The 16,883-nt window shown below is 73.3% G+C and carries 15 protein-coding genes; 12 read left to right on the top strand and 3 right to left on the bottom strand.

Annotated elements, in window-relative coordinates; genetic code table 11:
• Nucleotides 1-55 precede the first annotated feature (55 nt).
• The 4 genes from ABZ079_RS02065 (at nucleotide 56) to sucD (ending at nucleotide 5,209) form a co-directional block, all read left to right on the top strand.
• Entirely contained in the window at nucleotides 56-922 is an 867-nt protein-coding gene (locus tag ABZ079_RS02065) for a hypothetical protein (RefSeq protein ID WP_356937434.1), read from the top strand.
• A gap of 140 nt (nucleotides 923-1,062) precedes the next feature.
• Nucleotides 1,063-2,682 (top strand): hypothetical protein, encoded by a 1,620-nt coding sequence (locus ABZ079_RS02060; RefSeq protein ID WP_356937433.1) that lies wholly within the window; start codon nucleotides 1,063-1,065, stop codon nucleotides 2,680-2,682.
• 437 nt (nucleotides 2,683-3,119) lie between these two features.
• On the top strand, nucleotides 3,120-4,298 hold the full coding sequence (gene sucC, locus ABZ079_RS02055) for an ADP-forming succinate--CoA ligase subunit beta (protein ID WP_356937432.1): 1,179 nt from the start codon (nucleotides 3,120-3,122) through the stop codon (nucleotides 4,296-4,298).
• A 26-nt stretch (nucleotides 4,299-4,324) separates the two neighbouring features.
• Nucleotides 4,325-5,209: a succinate--CoA ligase subunit alpha gene (gene sucD / locus ABZ079_RS02050; RefSeq protein WP_356937431.1), complete on the top strand. Its 885-nt coding sequence runs from the start codon at nucleotides 4,325-4,327 to the stop codon at nucleotides 5,207-5,209.
• 248 nt (nucleotides 5,210-5,457) lie between these two features.
• On the opposite strand, the gene ABZ079_RS02045 is transcribed toward sucD, so the two are convergent.
• The gene (locus ABZ079_RS02045) at nucleotides 5,458-6,531 is read right to left on the bottom strand and encodes a sigma factor-like helix-turn-helix DNA-binding protein (protein ID WP_356937430.1); all 1,074 of its coding nucleotides are present in this window, start codon (nucleotides 6,529-6,531) and stop codon (nucleotides 5,458-5,460) included.
• Nucleotides 6,532-6,624: 93 nt separating this feature from the next.
• Between ABZ079_RS02045 and ABZ079_RS02040 the strand changes: the two genes are divergently transcribed.
• Nucleotides 6,625-8,583 (top strand): DUF6350 family protein, encoded by a 1,959-nt coding sequence (locus tag ABZ079_RS02040; RefSeq protein ID WP_356937429.1) that lies wholly within the window; start codon nucleotides 6,625-6,627, stop codon nucleotides 8,581-8,583.
• A gap of 118 nt (nucleotides 8,584-8,701) precedes the next feature.
• On the opposite strand, the gene ABZ079_RS02035 is transcribed toward ABZ079_RS02040, so the two are convergent.
• Nucleotides 8,702-9,493: a hypothetical protein gene (locus tag ABZ079_RS02035; RefSeq protein ID WP_356937428.1), complete on the bottom strand. Its 792-nt coding sequence runs from the start codon at nucleotides 9,491-9,493 to the stop codon at nucleotides 8,702-8,704.
• Between the two features lie 283 nt (nucleotides 9,494-9,776).
• Between ABZ079_RS02035 and purN the strand changes: the two genes are divergently transcribed.
• The 3 genes from purN to ABZ079_RS02020 all read left to right on the top strand — a co-directional run bounded on the left by purN (nucleotide 9,777) and on the right by ABZ079_RS02020 (nucleotide 12,358).
• Entirely contained in the window at nucleotides 9,777-10,415 is a 639-nt protein-coding gene (gene purN / locus ABZ079_RS02030; protein WP_356937427.1) for a phosphoribosylglycinamide formyltransferase, read from the top strand.
• The gene (gene purH, locus ABZ079_RS02025; RefSeq protein WP_356937426.1) at nucleotides 10,412-11,974 is read left to right on the top strand and encodes a bifunctional phosphoribosylaminoimidazolecarboxamide formyltransferase/IMP cyclohydrolase; all 1,563 of its coding nucleotides are present in this window, start codon (nucleotides 10,412-10,414) and stop codon (nucleotides 11,972-11,974) included. Before purN ends, purH begins: the two co-directional genes overlap by 4 nt.
• 135 nt (nucleotides 11,975-12,109) lie before the next feature.
• Complete coding sequence (locus ABZ079_RS02020; protein ID WP_356937425.1) at nucleotides 12,110-12,358, top strand: hypothetical protein; 249 nt, start codon at nucleotides 12,110-12,112, stop codon at nucleotides 12,356-12,358.
• A 134-nt stretch (nucleotides 12,359-12,492) separates the two neighbouring features.
• Here the strand turns inward: ABZ079_RS02020 and ABZ079_RS02015 are convergent, their stop codons facing one another.
• Nucleotides 12,493-13,107, bottom strand: a complete 615-nt coding sequence (locus tag ABZ079_RS02015; RefSeq protein ID WP_356937424.1) for a hypothetical protein — start codon at nucleotides 13,105-13,107, stop codon at nucleotides 12,493-12,495.
• Between the two features lie 282 nt (nucleotides 13,108-13,389).
• Between ABZ079_RS02015 and ABZ079_RS02010 the strand changes: the two genes are divergently transcribed.
• The 4 genes from ABZ079_RS02010 (at nucleotide 13,390) to ABZ079_RS01995 (ending at nucleotide 16,789) form a co-directional block, all read left to right on the top strand.
• Nucleotides 13,390-14,244, top strand: coding sequence for a bifunctional methylenetetrahydrofolate dehydrogenase/methenyltetrahydrofolate cyclohydrolase (locus tag ABZ079_RS02010; RefSeq protein ID WP_356937423.1), 855 nt, complete (start codon nucleotides 13,390-13,392; stop codon nucleotides 14,242-14,244).
• Nucleotides 14,234-14,707 carry a DUF3017 domain-containing protein gene (locus tag ABZ079_RS02005; protein WP_356937422.1) on the top strand — a complete coding sequence of 158 codons (474 nt, stop codon included), beginning with the start codon at nucleotides 14,234-14,236 and terminating at the stop codon, nucleotides 14,705-14,707. Before ABZ079_RS02010 ends, ABZ079_RS02005 begins: the two co-directional genes overlap by 11 nt.
• A gap of 215 nt (nucleotides 14,708-14,922) precedes the next feature.
• Nucleotides 14,923-16,092 (top strand): sensor histidine kinase, encoded by a 1,170-nt coding sequence (locus ABZ079_RS02000; RefSeq protein ID WP_356937421.1) that lies wholly within the window; start codon nucleotides 14,923-14,925, stop codon nucleotides 16,090-16,092.
• A 28-nt stretch (nucleotides 16,093-16,120) separates the two neighbouring features.
• Nucleotides 16,121-16,789 (top strand): response regulator transcription factor, encoded by a 669-nt coding sequence (locus ABZ079_RS01995; RefSeq protein WP_356937420.1) that lies wholly within the window; start codon nucleotides 16,121-16,123, stop codon nucleotides 16,787-16,789.
• The last annotated feature ends 94 nt before the right edge of the window (nucleotides 16,790-16,883 follow it).

The following is a 16,883-nucleotide window of genomic DNA, read 5'->3' as shown; positions in this document are numbered from 1 at the left end:
GGCCGACCGTGCGAGGATCGACGCCGCCCGTGCCGACCCGAGGAAGCTCCGTCCCTTGACCTTGCCCGCCGCTCTGTTCGGTACCGCTGTGCGCCTCCTGCGTACGGCGGCCGGGCGGCGTGCGCTGCACCTCGCCCTGCTGGTCGGCGGGTTGTTCATGGTCGGGTTCCTGTGCGGGGAGCAGGCACACGCGGCCGAGGGGACGCCGGTGACTTCCGTGGCCGGGCCCGAGGATGCGGTACGAACCGTGCGAACGGTCACCGAACGGGTCGTCACCCCCGTACGGGACACCGTGCGGACGGCATCCAGCCCCGTCGGGGAAACGCGGGGCAAGGTGCCGACGCCGCCCTCCGTCCCCTCCGTGCCCGCCGTTCCCGCCGCGCCCTCCGCGCCCTCCGTGCCCGCCGTTCCCGTCGTGCCCGCCGTTCCCGTCGTGCCCGCCGCTCCCTCCATGCCTCTGCCGGAACTCCCCGGAGTCTCCGAGCGACTGCCCGAGCCTCCGTTGCCCGCACCGTCCACGCCGGAACCCCGGCCGCACCGGCAGGACAGCACGGCGCCGGCGGCGGACGGCAAGAACGCCCAGGCCCGCATCGAGGCGCGTACCGCCGTATCCGCACGGCCCTCGGCCACCGTGTACGGACCGGACCTCGCCCCCCTGGCCACGCCTCAGATCCTGGCGGACCCGGCCACCCGCCACGCCACCGCACCCGGCGACAGCCCCGAGCAGCCCGCGCCCACCGGAGACCCGGAGGGCGTCCTCGGCACGCAGGCGGCCGACGGCACCGCCTCCCGTCATGGCGACGCGCATGCCGTCACGGCCGACGGCCGGGCGCCTGTGCGGCTCCTGCCCGGCATCACCGCGCGCGTCGACGCATCAGAGACCCGGGAACGGCACCGGGACATCCCCGTCTTCCCCGGCTAGGCCACAGGGCCGACCTCCCCGCCACGGACCTGTCGCGCGGGGGCGGAACAGGTCTGCCCGCTCCGCCGGACCCGCCGGCCTTCCCGGCACTTTCCGGACGGAACCCCCTCTAGCCGTTCTCCGAAGGACTTGACGCACGCATGAACAAGAACATCCGCCGCTCGATCGTGATAGCCGCCGGTGTCACCGGCGCATGGGCGCTCGGCTCGGCCGTGGCCAGCGCCGACGAGCTGTCCACCCCGGCGCTCTCCGCACCGGACGCCGACAGCGGCAGCACCGGCGCCGGCCTCGGCATCGTCACCGGCACCGTCGACGGTGTCCTCACCGGCGTCGACGGCACCCTCACCGGCGTCCACGGCACCGTCTCCGGCCTGACCGACACGGGCGCGTCGGCCACCTCGACCGTCTCGGGCACGGCGGCCGGGGCACAGCAGCAGAGCAGGACCGTCACCGGCACGGCCGACCAGGCCCCCCGCCACGCCGAGGCGAAGACCCCGGCCGCCGGGAAGATCCGGGGTGGCCAGGCCATCCAGGGTGCCCGCGCCGCCCGTGCCACCCAGACCCGGGCCGAGGTGCCCGCGCAGCACGCGCGGGCAGCGGGCGACGGACTCGCCGGCGGGACCACGGCGAGGGCCGGCCGGGCCGTCGAGGCGAGCCACACGGCCGCCCGTCTCTCTCTTTCCGCCGCCCAGGACCAGATCGACTACCTCTTCGGCCCTCTCTCCTCCTTCGCCCCGGAGGTGGAGCAGGCTCTGGCCGCCGCCCAGGCGAAGCTGCAGGCCACCCAGTCGGCCGCACGCCGGCGGGCCGAGGGCGTCCCGGGCGCCGTGCGCACGACGGCACAGCAGACCGCGGCCGGGGCGCAGGGCCGGGCCGCCGGTGCGGCCGCCCTCGGGCACGGTGAGGCGACGCAGGCGACCGGCGCCGCCGAGGCCACCGTCGCCGCCGTGCCCGCGCACGTCACCGGCACGGCCGCCGGCGTCGAACAGCGGCTCGTCGGCACGGTACGAACCGTTCCGGGCACGGTCACGCCGGTCGTCGACGAGACGGCCTCCGCGGCCGTCCCGCCGGTGGCGTCCACCGCCGTGAACGGCGCCCTGCCGGTGGCCGGCCACGCGGTGGCGGGCGTGCACGGTGTCGCCGTCGACGCCCTCGCCGACCTGCCGCCCTACGCCACCGGTCTGGTCGGCCAGGTGGCCCCCGACGCCGCCCACGCCGTGCTGCCGCCCGTCGCCGGGACGGCCGTGCACGAGGCCGTGCCGGTCGCCGGGCAGGCCGTGACGGACGTGGGGGCGCTCGCGTACGGCGTCGCCGGTGACGTGCGGCCCTTCGCGGGCGGTGTCGTGGGCGCCGTACCGCCGCTCGCCCACGGGGTGACCGGACAGACCGGTCTCCTCGCGGAGGACGTCGCCGGGCAGGTGCCGCCGTTCGCGGCCGGAGTCACCGGGACCGTGGAGCCGGTCGTGGACACGGTCACCGGCACCGTGCGGCCGGCCGTGGACGGTGTCGGCGGCAGCGCGAGCGCGCTGGCGTACGGCGTGGCCGGCGATGTGCAGCCGTACGCGGGCGGGGTCGTCCGCGGGACGGGGCCCTTCACACAGCAGGCCGGGACGTTCGCGCAGGACCTCGGCGGGACCGCGCAGGCCACCGGCGATCCGCTGGCCGGGCATGCCGTCACCGGAGCGCGGGGAGTCGCCCGGTCCGTCGCCCCGGGCTACGCCCAGGACCTGACGTACACCCACGGTGTCGGTCAGGTCTGAGGTTTCGCGACCGGCTCCGCGGGGGGCGAACGGGCCCGGACGGCCGAACGCCGTCGGTTCGTCCGGCCGGCCCCCGCGGGAAGGGGCGGGTGGTCCCCATTGGGGTGGGGATCAACCGTCCCGGGCCCCTCAGGGGCTCGTCCAGAGGCCTCACCGGGTCAACCCCAGCCCGGTGAGGCCTCGCACATCACCCGTACGCCACCCATATGTCGGCACCCCGTGCCAGCGATCCCGGCATCATGTGACAGGTATCACCGCTCAGGTGTGACCCGCGATTTAGGGGCCCCCCGCAAGCAGCGATAACCTGCGAGACGGACATGCCGCGCGCTCGGACACCGTGTGCGCTTCCCCTGTGACCCATGCGGACGTCACGTTGCCCTTCGCGGCACGCCCACGCATCCAACGAACCGCGAGATCACTGATAGGGACGGAAGCGCGTGGACCTGTTCGAGTACCAGGCGAGGGACCTCTTCGCCAAGCACGATGTACCGGTGCTGGCCGGTGAAGTCATCGACACGCCTGAGGCGGCGCGCGAGATCACCGAGCGGCTGGGCGGCAAGTCCGTCGTCAAGGCGCAGGTGAAGGTCGGTGGTCGCGGCAAGGCCGGTGGCGTCAAGCTGGCCGCCTCCGCGGACGAGGCCGTCGCCCGGGCGACGGACATCCTCGGCATGGACATCAAGGGCCACACGGTCCACAAGGTCATGATCGCCGAGACCGCTCCGGAGATCGTCGAGGAGTACTACGTCTCCTTCCTCCTCGACCGTGCCAACCGCACCTTCCTCTCCATCGCCTCCGTCGAGGGCGGCATGGAGATCGAGGAGGTGGCGGCCACCCGTCCGGAGGCCGTCGCCAAGATCGCGATCGACGCCATCGACGGCGTGGACGAGGCCAAGGCCCGCGAGATCGTCGAGGCCGCCAAGTTCCCGGCCGAGGTCGCGGACAAGGTCGTCAACGTCCTGATCAAGCTGTGGGACACCTTCATCAAGTCGGACGCCCTCCTCGTCGAGGTCAACCCGCTCGCGAAGGTCGCCTCAGGTGACGTCATCGCCCTCGACGGCAAGGTGTCGCTGGACGAGAACGCCGAGTTCCGCCACCCCGAGTACGAGGAGCTCCACGACAAGGCCGCGGCCAACCCGCTCGAGGCCGCCGCCAAGGAGAAGAACCTCAACTACGTCAAGCTCGAGGGCGAGGTCGGCATCATCGGCAACGGCGCCGGTCTCGTCATGAGCACCCTGGACGTCGTCGCGTACGCCGGTGAGAAGCACGGCGGCGTCAAGCCCGCCAACTTCCTGGACATCGGCGGTGGCGCCTCCGCCCAGGTGATGGCGAACGGCCTGGAGATCATCCTGGGCGACCCGGACGTCAAGTCCGTCTTCGTGAACGTCTTCGGTGGCATCACCGCCTGCGACGAGGTCGCCAACGGCATCGTGCAGGCCCTGAAGCTCCTGGAGGACCGCGGCGAGAAGGTCGAGAAGCCGCTCGTCGTCCGTCTCGACGGCAACAACGCCGAGCTGGGCCGGAAGATCCTCACCGACGCCAACCACCCGCTGGTGCAGCGCGTCGACACCATGGACGGCGCGGCCGACAAGGCCGCCGAGCTGGCCGCCGCCAAGTAAGCACGAGGACGAGGACTCAAACCACCATGGCTATCTGGCTCAACAAGGACAGCAAGGTCATCGTCCAGGGCATGACCGGCGCCACCGGCATGAAGCACACCAAGCTCATGCTCGGTGACGGCACGAACGTCGTGGGCGGCGTGAACCCGCGCAAGGCGGGTCAGACCGTGGACTTCGACGGCACCGAGGTACCCGTCTTCGGGACCGTCAAGGAGGCCATCGAGGCGACCGGCGCCAACGTCTCCGTCATCTTCGTGCCGGAGAAGTTCACCAAGGACGCGGTCGTCGAGGCCATCGACGCCGAGATCCCGCTGGCCGTCGTGATCACCGAGGGCATCGCCGTGCACGACACGGCCGCGTTCTGGGCGTACGCCGGCAAGAAGGGCAACAAGACCCGCATCATCGGCCCGAACTGCCCCGGCATCATCACCCCGGGCCAGTCGAACGTCGGCATCATCCCGGGCGACATCACCAAGCCGGGCCGCATCGGCCTGGTCTCGAAGTCCGGCACGCTGACGTACCAGATGATGTACGAGCTGCGGGACATCGGCTTCTCGACGGCCGTCGGCATCGGTGGTGACCCGATCATCGGCACCACCCACATCGACGCCCTCGCCGCGTTCCAGGCCGACCCCGAGACCGACCTGATCGTGATGATCGGTGAGATCGGTGGCGACGCCGAGGAGCGGGCCGCGGCCTTCATCAAGGAGAACGTGACCAAGCCGGTCGTCGGTTACGTCGCGGGCTTCACCGCCCCCGAGGGCAAGACGATGGGCCACGCCGGTGCCATCGTCTCCGGTTCGTCCGGTACCGCCCAGGCGAAGAAGGAGGCCCTCGAGGCCGCCGGTGTCAAGGTCGGCAAGACCCCGACCGAGACGGCGAAGCTGGCCCGGGAGATCCTGAGCGCCTGAGTCTCTCCGCCGCACGTCGGTGGTGGGCCCGTTCCCCTGGGTGGGGGCGGGCCCACCGGCGTTTCCGCTCGCCACGCCGGTGGTAGCCGCCCTTCTCCGGGACGGGCGCCGCCCCGACGGCCGGCTGACCGCAGGGCGCGGCACTGCGCGCCGGCGCGACCGCAGCCCTTGGCGGTGCGGGGAGCCGCGCGAGCGGCCCACGACGGGCCGGCAGACGGCCTGCGGCCCCGCGGCGGGCCGCCGGGCGTTCACCGCGTCTCCGGAGCCAGCCTCTCGGGACCGGCGGTCGCCCTGCGCAGCTTGGCTCTCAACGCCTCCTCCTCCTGCGACAGCGGGCCCAGAGCGGCCGGGGGCGGAACGCCGTGTACCGCCTGTGCCGGGGCGATCGGTGCCTCGTACCGCGTCGGCGCCGTCCGCAGCGTCAGCGTCGTCGCCCCGATGATCGTCACCGTGAACGCGATGGCCGCCCGGGTCCAGAAGACGTTCCGCCGTTCACCGCCGGTCCGCACCACCGTCGGCTTGGCCGCCTGCAAGCGCTCCGCCGAGGCCAGTACGAGCAGGCGGCGGTGGAGTTCGGCGGGATCGGCCAGTTCCGGCAGGCACGCGGCCAGCGCCTCGCGGGCGTGGGTCAGCCGGTTGGCGGCGGCCGGAGTGCTGGCCTCCGTCTCCGCCGCCGTCTCCGGCAGGTCGAGGCCCACACCGTCGTAGAGGACGAGCGTGCGCCGGTACGCCGGCGGGAGTTCGAGCAGGGCATGCAACAGGGCGCGATCGGCCGGGTCGGCCGGCGGGGGCTCCGGGTGCCGGTACCGGGGGCGGAAGCGGTGCCAGGGGGAGAGCGCGTAGTCGTACGCCATCGCCCGCACCCAACCGGCCGGGTCCCGGTCCCGGGCCACCTCGGGCCAGCGCTGCCAGGCCAGTTGGAAGGCCCGCTCCACGACCTCGCGGGCCAGCTCCCGGCGCCCGGTGAGCAGATAGGTCTGCCGTACGAGGGCGGGGGCGCAGAACGCGTACAGCGCGTCGAAGGCCTGAGCGGGCGTCAGCGGCTCGGGCGGGACCGGTGCGGTTTCGCTCCCGGGCCCGTACGCCTTTCCCGGCGGCTCCTGAGCGGCCGTCGGCTCGGCGAGCGTGGTCAGCAGCCGGGCGTACGCCTCGCCGTCGCTTCCGCCGGGGACACGGCGGCCGGACTCCCACGCGCGCACCGTGGCGCGGCTGACGCCGAGCCGCGCGGCGAGCTGAGCCTGCGTCAGTGCGTGGGACAACCGCAGGCGTCGGCGTTCTTCCGGCGGTGGCAGCGGGGTGGCAGAGCTTTGCGTCGTCACCATGCACCCTTTCGTACGAAAAAGAACATAAACGTATATTGAGCGACACTTCGGAGGTTCGCCTGTTACGAGGGGAAAGCGCGTGTCGTTGGGAGCATGGCGTCCGTGATCCAGATGACCGCTCACCGACCGCCGTCGCCGCCTCTGCTCGCCCGGATGCGCGACCGTACGTCCGGACTGGCCGCAAGCATCTTCGGCGGTGCGGTCGCGGCCGGGCTCGGACTCGGTTCGCTCGCCGTACTCGTCCTGGCGATGTGGATCAGCTCGCCGTACCCCGACAGCGGACCGGGCGGCGCGCTGCATATCGCCGCCGCGCTGTGGCTGCTGGCGCACGGGGTGCAACTGGTCCGCACCGAGACGCTCTCCGGGGCGCCCCTGCCGGTGGGCGTGACCCCGCTGCTGCTGCTCGCGCTGCCGGTGTGGCTGCTGTACCGGGCGGCGCGCGACGCGTCGGACGTCTCCGCCGACCCCGACGGGCCGCCGCCGGTGCCGGTGCTCACGGTGTGGACGGGCGTCGTCCTCGGCTACCTCGGCGTCGGCGGCGCGGCCGCGCTGTACTGCTCCCGCGGGGAACTGCTTCCCGACTGGCCCTGGGTGACGGTGTGTCTGCCGCTCGTCGCGTCGGCCGCGGCGGGGGCCGGGACGTGGTCGGCGCACCACCGCGCCCGCGGGGGGCGGCTTCCCGCCCGAGCGGAGCCGAGAGCAGCGGAAACGGCGCTGAGTGTGCCGGCGGTGCTCCCTGGGCCGGTGCGGCGGCTGGTGTCGTCGGCGGGGGCGCGGGTGCTGCTGGGTGCGGCCGTACGGGCCGCCGGTGCCGCGACGGCGGTGCTCGTCGGGGGCGGGACGCTGCTGCTCGGGGTGTCACTGGTGTGGCACGGCGACACGGCGCGGGCGTCCTTCCTGCAGCTGACGGAGGGCTGGACGGGACGGTTCGCCGTGCTGCTGCTCGGCATCGCGCTCATCCCCAATGCGGCGGTGTGGGCCGCGTCCTACGCACTCGGCCCCGGATTCGTCCTCGGTGCCGGGCACCCGGTGCACCCGCTCGCCTCCGATCCGGCCCCGCTGCTGCCGCCGTTCCCGCTGCTGGCGGCGGTGCCGGACGCGGGCGCCGGGGCGCAGCCGAACTGGGCGACGGGGCTGGTGCCGGTGGCGGCCGGGGTGACGGCGGGGTGGTTCGTGGCGCGGGCGGCCGTGCGGCGGGAACCCGGGGAAGCGGCGCGGGCCCGCTGGTCGGCCGGTCGCACCGCCATGCTGGTCCTGCTGACGGCGGTGGTCTGCGCGGGGGTCCTGGGCCTGCTCGCCGCGCTGGCGGGCGGCCCGCTGGGCGTGGCCGCACTGGCCCGCTTCGGCCCGGTGTGGTGGCAGACCGGGGGTGCGGCCGGGGCCTGGACGGCGGTGTTCGGGATGCCGGTGGCGCTGACCGTACGGGCCTGGCGGCTGTGGAGCCGGCGGACGCGGCCCGACGCGATCCCGGCGCAGGGCAGGGAGACGGGAAAGGAGACGGGGGTGGGGGCGGTCGCGGCCGCGACGAAGGCCGCGTCGCAGGAGCCGGCGCAGGCACCGGCACAGGTGAAGACGTCCGGACAGGGGACGGGACCCGAGGCGGACCCCGGGAACGCGGAACCTGCGGCGGGTTCCGAGGGGGAGAAGGAACTCCGGACGAGGTTCAGGAAGCCGAAGGGGCACGGGACGGACTCCGGCAAGGCCAAGGAGTCGGCGACGAAGACCGACGGCGCCACCAAGCCCAATGACGCCGCCAAGCCCAAGAACGCCAAGGGAAAGGCGACCGCTCGGCCGGACGGCGTACCCGACACGGCCGGCGCCGCCGGGGAGGAGCTCTACGACTTCCTCCCCGCCGACGACCCGTTCACCCCCGACTGGCACGAGGAACTCGCGCGCGCCTCCCGCTGGGCGTCCCTGAGAGAGGCCGCCGCCTCCCGCGACTGCGACGGGCTCCCGGGGCAGCCACCGGCCCCGAACGACCCACCTCAGACCCCCGGCACACCGCCGTCCGCCCCGGAGGCAGGCCCTGCGGTCCCGGAGGCAAACCGCTGACGTGCGGATCCAGGACACCGTTGGTCCATCTGACCGCACGGCGCCGCCGCCCCACCGTCATCGCATCACCACGCCGGTGGCCGGTTCGCAGGACCGCTGGTCGCGCCCCATCGCGACGTCAGTCGCCGTCCACCCCCAGCACCCCCCGCAGCTCCTTCGGCAGGAGCCTGTCGCAGGACTGCTTGGCCTCGTGGGTGAGGGCGTCGCCGACACAGGTGTAGTAGTCGCGGTAGACCAGCTGGACGGTGAAGGTCGAGGCCACCAGGACCAGTGCCAGGGACGCCGTGACCAGGCCGCTGATGGCCGCCGTTCTCTGGGGCCGGCCGCCGGGAGGCGCGGGGGTGGCCGGGTCCGGGGTCCGCGGCTCGGCGCGCAGCGCGCTGATGCCCCAGTACAGGGCCAGCGCGCCCAGCAGCAGGGCCACGTACGGCCAGCTGAACAGGGCGAAGAAGACCGCCCACATGCCCGACAGCAAGGCGTACCGCGCGCGCCGCTGGGCGGGGTCGGTGGGGTCCCAGCGCATGCCGGGGCCGGCCGGTCCGCCGGGTTCCGGCCCCTGGGGGCCGCCGCCGGGCCGCTCGCCGAAGCCGCCGGGGGAGCGGCCCGGCTGGTGGTCGCTCCACTGGCTGCCCCAGGGGGAGCCGCCACCGGGGCCGTGGCCGGAACCGGCGCCGTGGCCGGAGGATCCTTCGGGGTGGCGGGGCTGCCAGGGGCGGTCCGGGGTGCCTTCCGGCGGCGGCGCGAACGGATTGTCGTCCTGCTGCTCGCCGCCCCGCCCGTCGCCGTCCCGCCCACCCTGGGGTGCCTCGGGCGGCGAGGCCGGCCGCTCCCGCAGCAGCACGGCGCCGCGCTCGCCCCCCTGGGCCGGGAGCGGCGGGAACGTGAGGAGTCGCAGGCTGCGATCGGGCATCAAAAGAGCGTCTTCCCCTAGGTGTCTACGGCTGTCCGGCGGGAGCTTCCACCCCGTGAACGCACCGCACGACGACCGCGTTCCCGAGGCTGCCCCTTCTCGATTCCCTGCGAACGCTACCTTCCGGCCACGCCCCCGTCCCGTGGGGGCTGTGCACAGTGCCGGTATCGTTGCTGACGGTCGGCCGCTTCGTAGACTTCCCCGTATCGGGAGGTGTGAAGCCTTCGTACGAACGTACAAGACGCCGGCCGGACACATCGCCACCCCGAGAAAGGGCCCCATCGTGGCCGCCACCCCCGCTGGCCCAGCGGTCAAGCGCCTCGTCGTGCTGGTCTCCGGCTCCGGCACGAACCTGCAGGCGCTCCTGGACGAGATCGAGCGCACCGGAGCCGAGTCGTACGGTGCTCGGATCGTCGCCGTCGGGGCCGACCGCGACGGCATCGAGGGGCTCGCCCGCGCCGAGCGGGCCGGGCTGCCGACCTTCGTGCGGAAGGTCAAGGACCACGGCAGCCGCGAGGAGTGGGACGCCGCCCTCGCCGAGGCCGTGGCCGCGTACGAGCCCGACCTCGTGGTCTCCGCCGGGTTCATGAAGATCGTCGGCAAGGAGTTCCTCGCCCGGTTCGGCGGGCGGTTCGTGAACACCCACCCGGCGCTGCTGCCCAGTTTCCCCGGGGCCCACGGCGTGCGTGACGCCCTCGCGTACGGCGCCAGGGTCACCGGCTGCACCGTCCACTTCGTCGACGACGGCGTCGACACCGGGCCGATCATCGCCCAGGGCGTGGTCGAGGTCCGGGACGAGGACGACGAGAGCGCGCTGCACGAGCGCATCAAGGAAGTCGAGCGAAGGCTGCTCGTCGAGGTCGTGGGGCGGCTCGCCCGCAACGGCTATCGCATCGAGGGACGAAAGGTAGTTATCCAGTGACCGCCGAGAGCAACAAGCGGGCCATCCGTCGCGCGCTCGTCAGCGTCTACGACAAGACCGGTCTCGAGGACCTCGCGCGCGGGCTGCACGAGGCCGGTGTCGAGCTCGTCTCCACCGGGTCCACGGCCGGCCGGATCGCCGCCGCCGGCGTCCCCGTCACCAAGGTCGAGGAGCTGACCGGTTTCCCCGAGTGCCTGGACGGCCGGGTGAAGACCCTGCACCCGAAGGTGCACGCGGGCATCCTGGCCGACCTGCGTCTGGACAGCCACCGCGAGCAGCTCGCCGAGCTGGGCGTGGAGCCGTTCGACCTGGTCGTCGTCAACCTCTACCCGTTCCGGGAGACCGTCGCCTCCGGCGCCTCGCCCGACGAGTGCGTGGAGCAGATCGACATCGGCGGCCCCTCGATGGTCCGCGCGGCCGCCAAGAACCACCCGTCCGTGGCCGTGGTGACCAGCCCGCGGCGGTACGCCGACGTCCTCGCCGCGGTGAAGGACGGCGGCTTCGACCTCGCCGCCCGCAAGCGCCTGGCGGCGGAGGCCTTCCGGCACACGGCGGAGTACGACATCGCCGTCGCCTCCTGGTTCGCCTCCGCGTACGCCCCGGCCGACGAGTCGGCGTTCCCCGACTTCCTCGGCACCACCCTGGAGCGCGTCCACACCCTGCGCTACGGCGAGAACCCGCACCAGCCCGCCGCCCTGTACACCTCCGGCGAGGGCGGTCTCGCGGCGGCCGAGCAGCTGCACGGCAAGGAGATGTCGTACAACAACTACACGGACACGGACGCCGCCCGCCGTGCCGCGTACGACCACGACGAGCCGTGCGTCGCGATCATCAAGCACGCGAACCCCTGCGGCATCGCGGTCGGCGCGGATGTCGCCGAGGCGCACCGCAAGGCGCACGCCTGCGACCCGGTCTCCGCGTACGGCGGCGTGATCGCCGTGAACCGTCCGGTCAGCAAGGAGATGGCCGAGCAGGTCGCCGAGATCTTCACCGAGGTCATCGTGGCGCCCGGCTACGAGGAGGGCGCGCTGGAGGCCCTCACCAAGAAGAAGAACATCCGCGTGCTGCGCTGCCCCGACGCCCCGGCCCACCCGGTCGAGGTCAAGCCGGTCGACGGCGGCGCGCTGCTCCAGGTCGCCGACCGGCTCCAGGCCGAGGGCGACGACCCGGCCAACTGGACGCTGGCCAGCGGTGAGGCGCTCTCCCCCGAGGAACTGCGGGAACTGGCCTTCGCCTGGAAGGCGTGCCGTGCGGTGAAGTCCAACGCGATCCTGCTCGCGAAGGACGGTGCGTCGGTCGGTGTCGGTATGGGGCAGGTCAACCGGGTCGACTCCTGCAAGCTGGCCGTCGAGCGGGCCGGCGAGGAGCGCGCCCGGGGCTCCTACGCGGCCTCCGACGCCTTCTTCCCCTTCCCCGACGGCCCGGAGATCCTCATCGGCGCCGGCGTCCGGGCGATCGTCCAGCCGGGCGGTTCGATCCGTGACGAGCAGGTCGTCGAGGCCGCGAAGAAGGCGGGCGTGACCATGTACTTCACCGGTACGCGCCACTTCTTCCACTGAGCCGGAGTGCTGCCGGCCCGGTCGCTGATCGTCAGCGGCCGGGCCGCCGGCGTTCGGGTCCCGGAACGGCCGATACCAGGGCACGGTACGGAAACGGGCGGTCACAGCCGCCGTCCCGGCGGGGAGACTCGCCGCATGCAGGCGTGCTCATGCATGGACCCGGTCGACGTCATCGCGAGACTGGCCGGATACGGCCTCGCGGGCATCGCCGCACTCGTACTGGGCTTCGTCTGCCTGATCGCCGTCCTGCTCGCCGCGATCGTCGTCCTGGCGAGCCTCGTTCGCCGGCGGCACGGGGACGGTCACGCCCCCGGGGCGGCCGGTGCCGACGAGGAGGCGGCCGGCCTCGCGTCCTTCCGCTGGGAGAACGACCCGGACCGGTGACGTGCGTCGACGGCCTTCCTCGGCTGCCTCGTGATACCGCAGGGGCCGTGCCGGCGCCCGCGAACGGCGACTGGGCCGTGCCCCCTGACGAGAGGGGAGACAGCCCAGTCGGATGCCTTGCCCGTCGGCGGCGCTCAGTAGCGCGGGCGGTTGAACCAGGCCGCGCCGGACGGGACGATCATCGCCGCCGCCATGATGCCGCCGAAGCCGATCCACAGCAGGGCCCACACCAGCGCGGCGCTGGAGCCCGCGTCGGCGGCGCCGATCAGGATCAGGAATCCGAAGACGGCGCCCAGGATGCCGTAGACCATCGTGGTGATGCGGATGCCCTGACCGCCGCGGGAGAACTTCACGCCGAGCGTGATCGAGAGCCCGGCGAGCCCGAGGAAGAGCAGCGCGACGACGAGGATGACGCCCGCCCCGGCATGCCCGATGTCGGAGAAGTCGTTGCTGCCGAAGGTGTCCTCGCCCGCGTTGGACGCGTCGTTGAGCGTCGCGGCGCCGAAGATGGCGAAGATGCCGATGAGGATCTGCACGGCCGCCACGATGTAGAGCAGGACCCGCGCGGTGGTCATCAGGCCGGGCATGGTCTGCGGCATGACGTTCGCGGTGGGGTAACCGGGGTATCCCGGCTGCTGGGGGTAGCCCTGCGGCGGAATGCCGGGCTGCTGCGGGTAGCCGTAGCCGGGAGCGGTCGGCGGCTGGGACGGCGGCGGGCCGTACGGGTTGTTCGGGTCGCCAAAGCTCATGGCGGTCTTCCTCCGTTGCGAAAGTGCGGGGACGACACGCGGCACGGTTCGGAGGAGAGTTCTACAGATGCGGTCCGTCCCCCCGGCACTGCCCGCGGCACTGTGTGCTCATCGTTCTTTAGGGGACTCTTACTTGTCCAGCCGGAAGCATGAGGTGTTGTGCAAGTGCAACATCACTGATCATGAGGTGATACATCCGGGACCACACCGTGACAGAGGCGAAGCGAGGTGTCCGGCCACCCGGATTGGAACCGGGGACGGGTCATCCGCGAGGATGGGAACATGACCGCCCAGATTCTCGATGGCAAGGCCACCGCAGCCGCGATCAAGTCCGATCTGACCGCCCGCGTGGCGGCGCTGAAGGAGAAGGGCGTCACGCCCGGCCTCGGCACGATCCTGGTCGGGGACGACCCCGGCAGCCAGAAATACGTCGCCGGCAAGCACCGCGACTGCGCGCAGGTCGGCATCGCCTCCATCCAGCGCGAGTTGCCCGCCACGGCCACGCAGGAGGAGATCGAGGCGGTCGTACGCGAGCTGAACGAGGACCCGGCCTGCACCGGCTACATCGTCCAGCTGCCGCTGCCCAAGGGCATCGACGAGAACCGCATCCTGGAGCTGATGGACCCGGCCAAGGACGCGGACGGCCTGCACCCGATGAACCTCGGCCGTCTCGTCCTGAACGAGCCCGCCCCGCTGCCCTGCACCCCCAACGGCATCCTCTCCCTGCTGCGGGCCCACGGTGTGGAGATCAAGGGCGCCGAGGTCGTGGTCGTGGGCCGTGGCGTGACCATCGGCCGCCCGATGCCGCTGCTGCTCACCCGGCGCAGCGAGAACGCCACCGTGACCCAGTGCCACACCGGCACCCGTGATCTGTCCGCGCACCTGAAGCGGGCCGACATCATCATCGCGGCGGCCGGCTCCCCGCACCTGATCCGCGCCGAGGACGTCAAGCCGGGCGTGGCCGTCCTGGACGTCGGCGTCTCCCGCAACGCCGAGGGCAGGATCGTCGGCGACGTCCACCCGGACGTGGTGGAGGTGGCCGGCTGGATCTCTCCGAACCCCGGCGGTGTCGGCCCGATGACCCGGGCGCAGCTGCTGGTCAACGTGGTCGAGGCGGCGGAGCGCAGTGCCGGCTGAGGACCGTCGCGGGCAGGCGGAGCCGACGGTCCGCGACGCGATCAGCGCCCCTGACGCGCAGGGGCGCCCGCGGCGGACCACACGCCGTTTCCCGCTGTTCACCAAGGACACCGCGCCCCCCGAGGGCGGCGGCCGGGCAGCGCCCGGCGACGCCCCGGCGCCCGCCCGGCAGTGGCCCGTGCTGGTCGTGCTGTCGGCGGTCGCGCTCGGCCTGCTGCTGACCGCGCTCGACGTGTTCCGCTACGGCACCCTGCTGATCGGGGCCGCCCTGCTGGCCGGCGCGGTCATGCGCTGGATACTGCCCGGCGTCGGCATGCTCGCCGTCCGCTCCCGCTTCACGGACATCGCCACCTACGGCATCCTCGGCCTGGCGATCGTCCTGCTGTCGCTGATGGCCCAGCCCCGCCCGTTGCTGGAGATCCCGTTCCTGAAGGACACCCTGCACTTCACCCTCGCCAAGTAGCGCCGTCAGCGCCGGTGGCCCGCGCCTCCCCCGGGGGACGCGGGCCACCGGCGCCTCCCCGTCACCGACGCCACGTCCGCCCGCCCGCGCACCGCTTCCGCCCTCGGGTCGAACCGCCTTGCCGCCCGCGGTGGTAGCCGCTTCCGCTTCCGCAACCTGCGCGGTACCGCACCCGGTTGACTTCCCGGTCGGTCTCCTGGCGTTACCCTGCGGCGATGCGACCGAGGACCCCCCGCCCGCTCGTCGTGGACACGCTGATCGCGGTGGCCATGGCCGTGGTCGCCCTCCTGCTCGGGCAGGAGTCGCGGTCGCAGGGCTGGGCGGAACTCGACGCCCGCGGCCACGTCCTGGTCGCCCTCGCCCAGCTGCCGGTCGCCCTGCGCGGCCGGTGGCCGCTCGGTGTGTTCGCCTTCCTGCAGGTGGTGACCGTCGTCCACGACGGACTGGGCTACTGGCCGGTGCTGTGCACCTTCGGTTCCATGCTGGCGCTGTACACGGTGGCGTCGGTCTGCCCGGTCCGGGTCGCCGTGGCCTGCGCCGTCTGCATGACCGCCGTCTGGGCCTACGCCGGGCTGGTCGTGCGTCCCTCGTCACCGGGGTCGGTTCTGGGACCGGCCCTGCTGTACTGCACGGTGCTGGTCTGGTTCGGGCACCTGGCCCGCCGGTCCGCCGAACTCACCCGGCGGCTGCGCGCCGAGCAGGCCGAGCAGGCCCGGCGCGCGGTCGCCGAGGAGCGCGGCCGGATCGCCCGCGAACTGCACGACGTCGTCGCCCACCACATGTCGGTGATCTCCGTGCACGCGGGCCTCGCCCGGTTCGTCTTCGACTCCGACCCGGCCAAGGCGCGCGGCGCGCTCGGCACCATCGCGGACACCAGCGGCGAGGCCCTGGAGGAACTGCGGCGCATGCTCCAGGTGCTGCGCGAGGAGGACCCCGAGGCGCCCGCACGGGCCCCCATGCCCACCCTGGCCCGGCTCGGCGAACTCCTCGACCGGGTCCGGGCCGGCGGTCTGCCCGTGGACCTCGCCGTCGAGGGCACCGAGCGCCCGCTGCCGCCCGGCGTCGAACTGTGCGCCTACCGCGTCGTCCAGGAGGCCCTCACCAACGCCCTCAAGCACGCGGGCCCGGCACGCGCGCACGTGGAACTCCGGTACGGCACCCAGGAGCTGGCCGTCCGGGTGACCGACGACGGGGAGGGGACGAATCCGGCCAGAGTGCCGGCGGGTGGCGGCCACGGCTTGATTGGCATGCGCGAACGGGCCAACCTCTACGGAGGGACGATCAGCGTCGGCCCACGCTCCGAGGGCGGCTACGAGGTCCGTCTGACCCTGCCCACCTCGGCGGCCGAGCGCAGCCGCAGGGGCGCACCGGAGGCGGAGCGGTAGACGCACGGCGGGGGGACGACCGTACGGCATGACCAGAGTGCTCGTCGTCGACGACCAGTTCCTCATCCGCGCCGGACTCGTCGGGCTGCTCGACGCCGCACCCGGCTTCGAGGTGGTGGGCGAGGCGGGCGACGGCGAGGAGGCCGTACGGCTCGCCGCCGAGACGCGCCCCGACGTGATCCTCATGGACATCAGGATGCCCGGTGTCAACGGCATCGAGGCCACCGAACGCATCCTCGCCCAGGCCGCCGACCGCCCGCCCCGGGTGCTGGTGCTGACCACCTTCGACCTGGACGAGTACGTGTACGGGGCACTGCGCGCCGGGGCCTCCGGGTTCCTGCTCAAGGATTCCGGGCCCGAACGGCTGCTCGCCGCCGTCACCGCGGTCGACGGCGGCGACGCGCTGTTCGCGCCCAGCGTCACCCGGCGCCTGGTGGAGGCGTTCGCCCGGCAGCAGGCCCCCGCCCCGGGCACCATGCCCTCGTCCGGCCTCGGTGTGCTCACCTCCCGCGAGGTGGAGGTCCTCAAGCTCACCGCCCGCGGTCTGTCCAACGGGGAGATCGCCGACCGCCTCTACATCAGCGAGGCCACCGTCAAGACCCACCTCAACCGCACGATGACCAAGCTCGATCTGGGCAGCCGGGCCCAGGCGGTGGTGCTGGCGTACGAGACGGGACTGGTGACCCCGGGCGGCTGAGGCCCCCCGGCCGGGCGGAACGGCGGCCCGTCCCCTCCCCCGAGCAAGGACGAGCCACCGCCCGGACTCAGCCTTCCGCCCGTGCATCCCCTGT

This window comes from Streptomyces sp. NPDC006314 (assembly GCF_040613075.1).
GTDB lineage: Bacteria > Actinomycetota > Actinomycetes > Streptomycetales > Streptomycetaceae > Streptomyces.
This window is presented reverse-complemented; position numbering and strand designations above follow the sequence as displayed.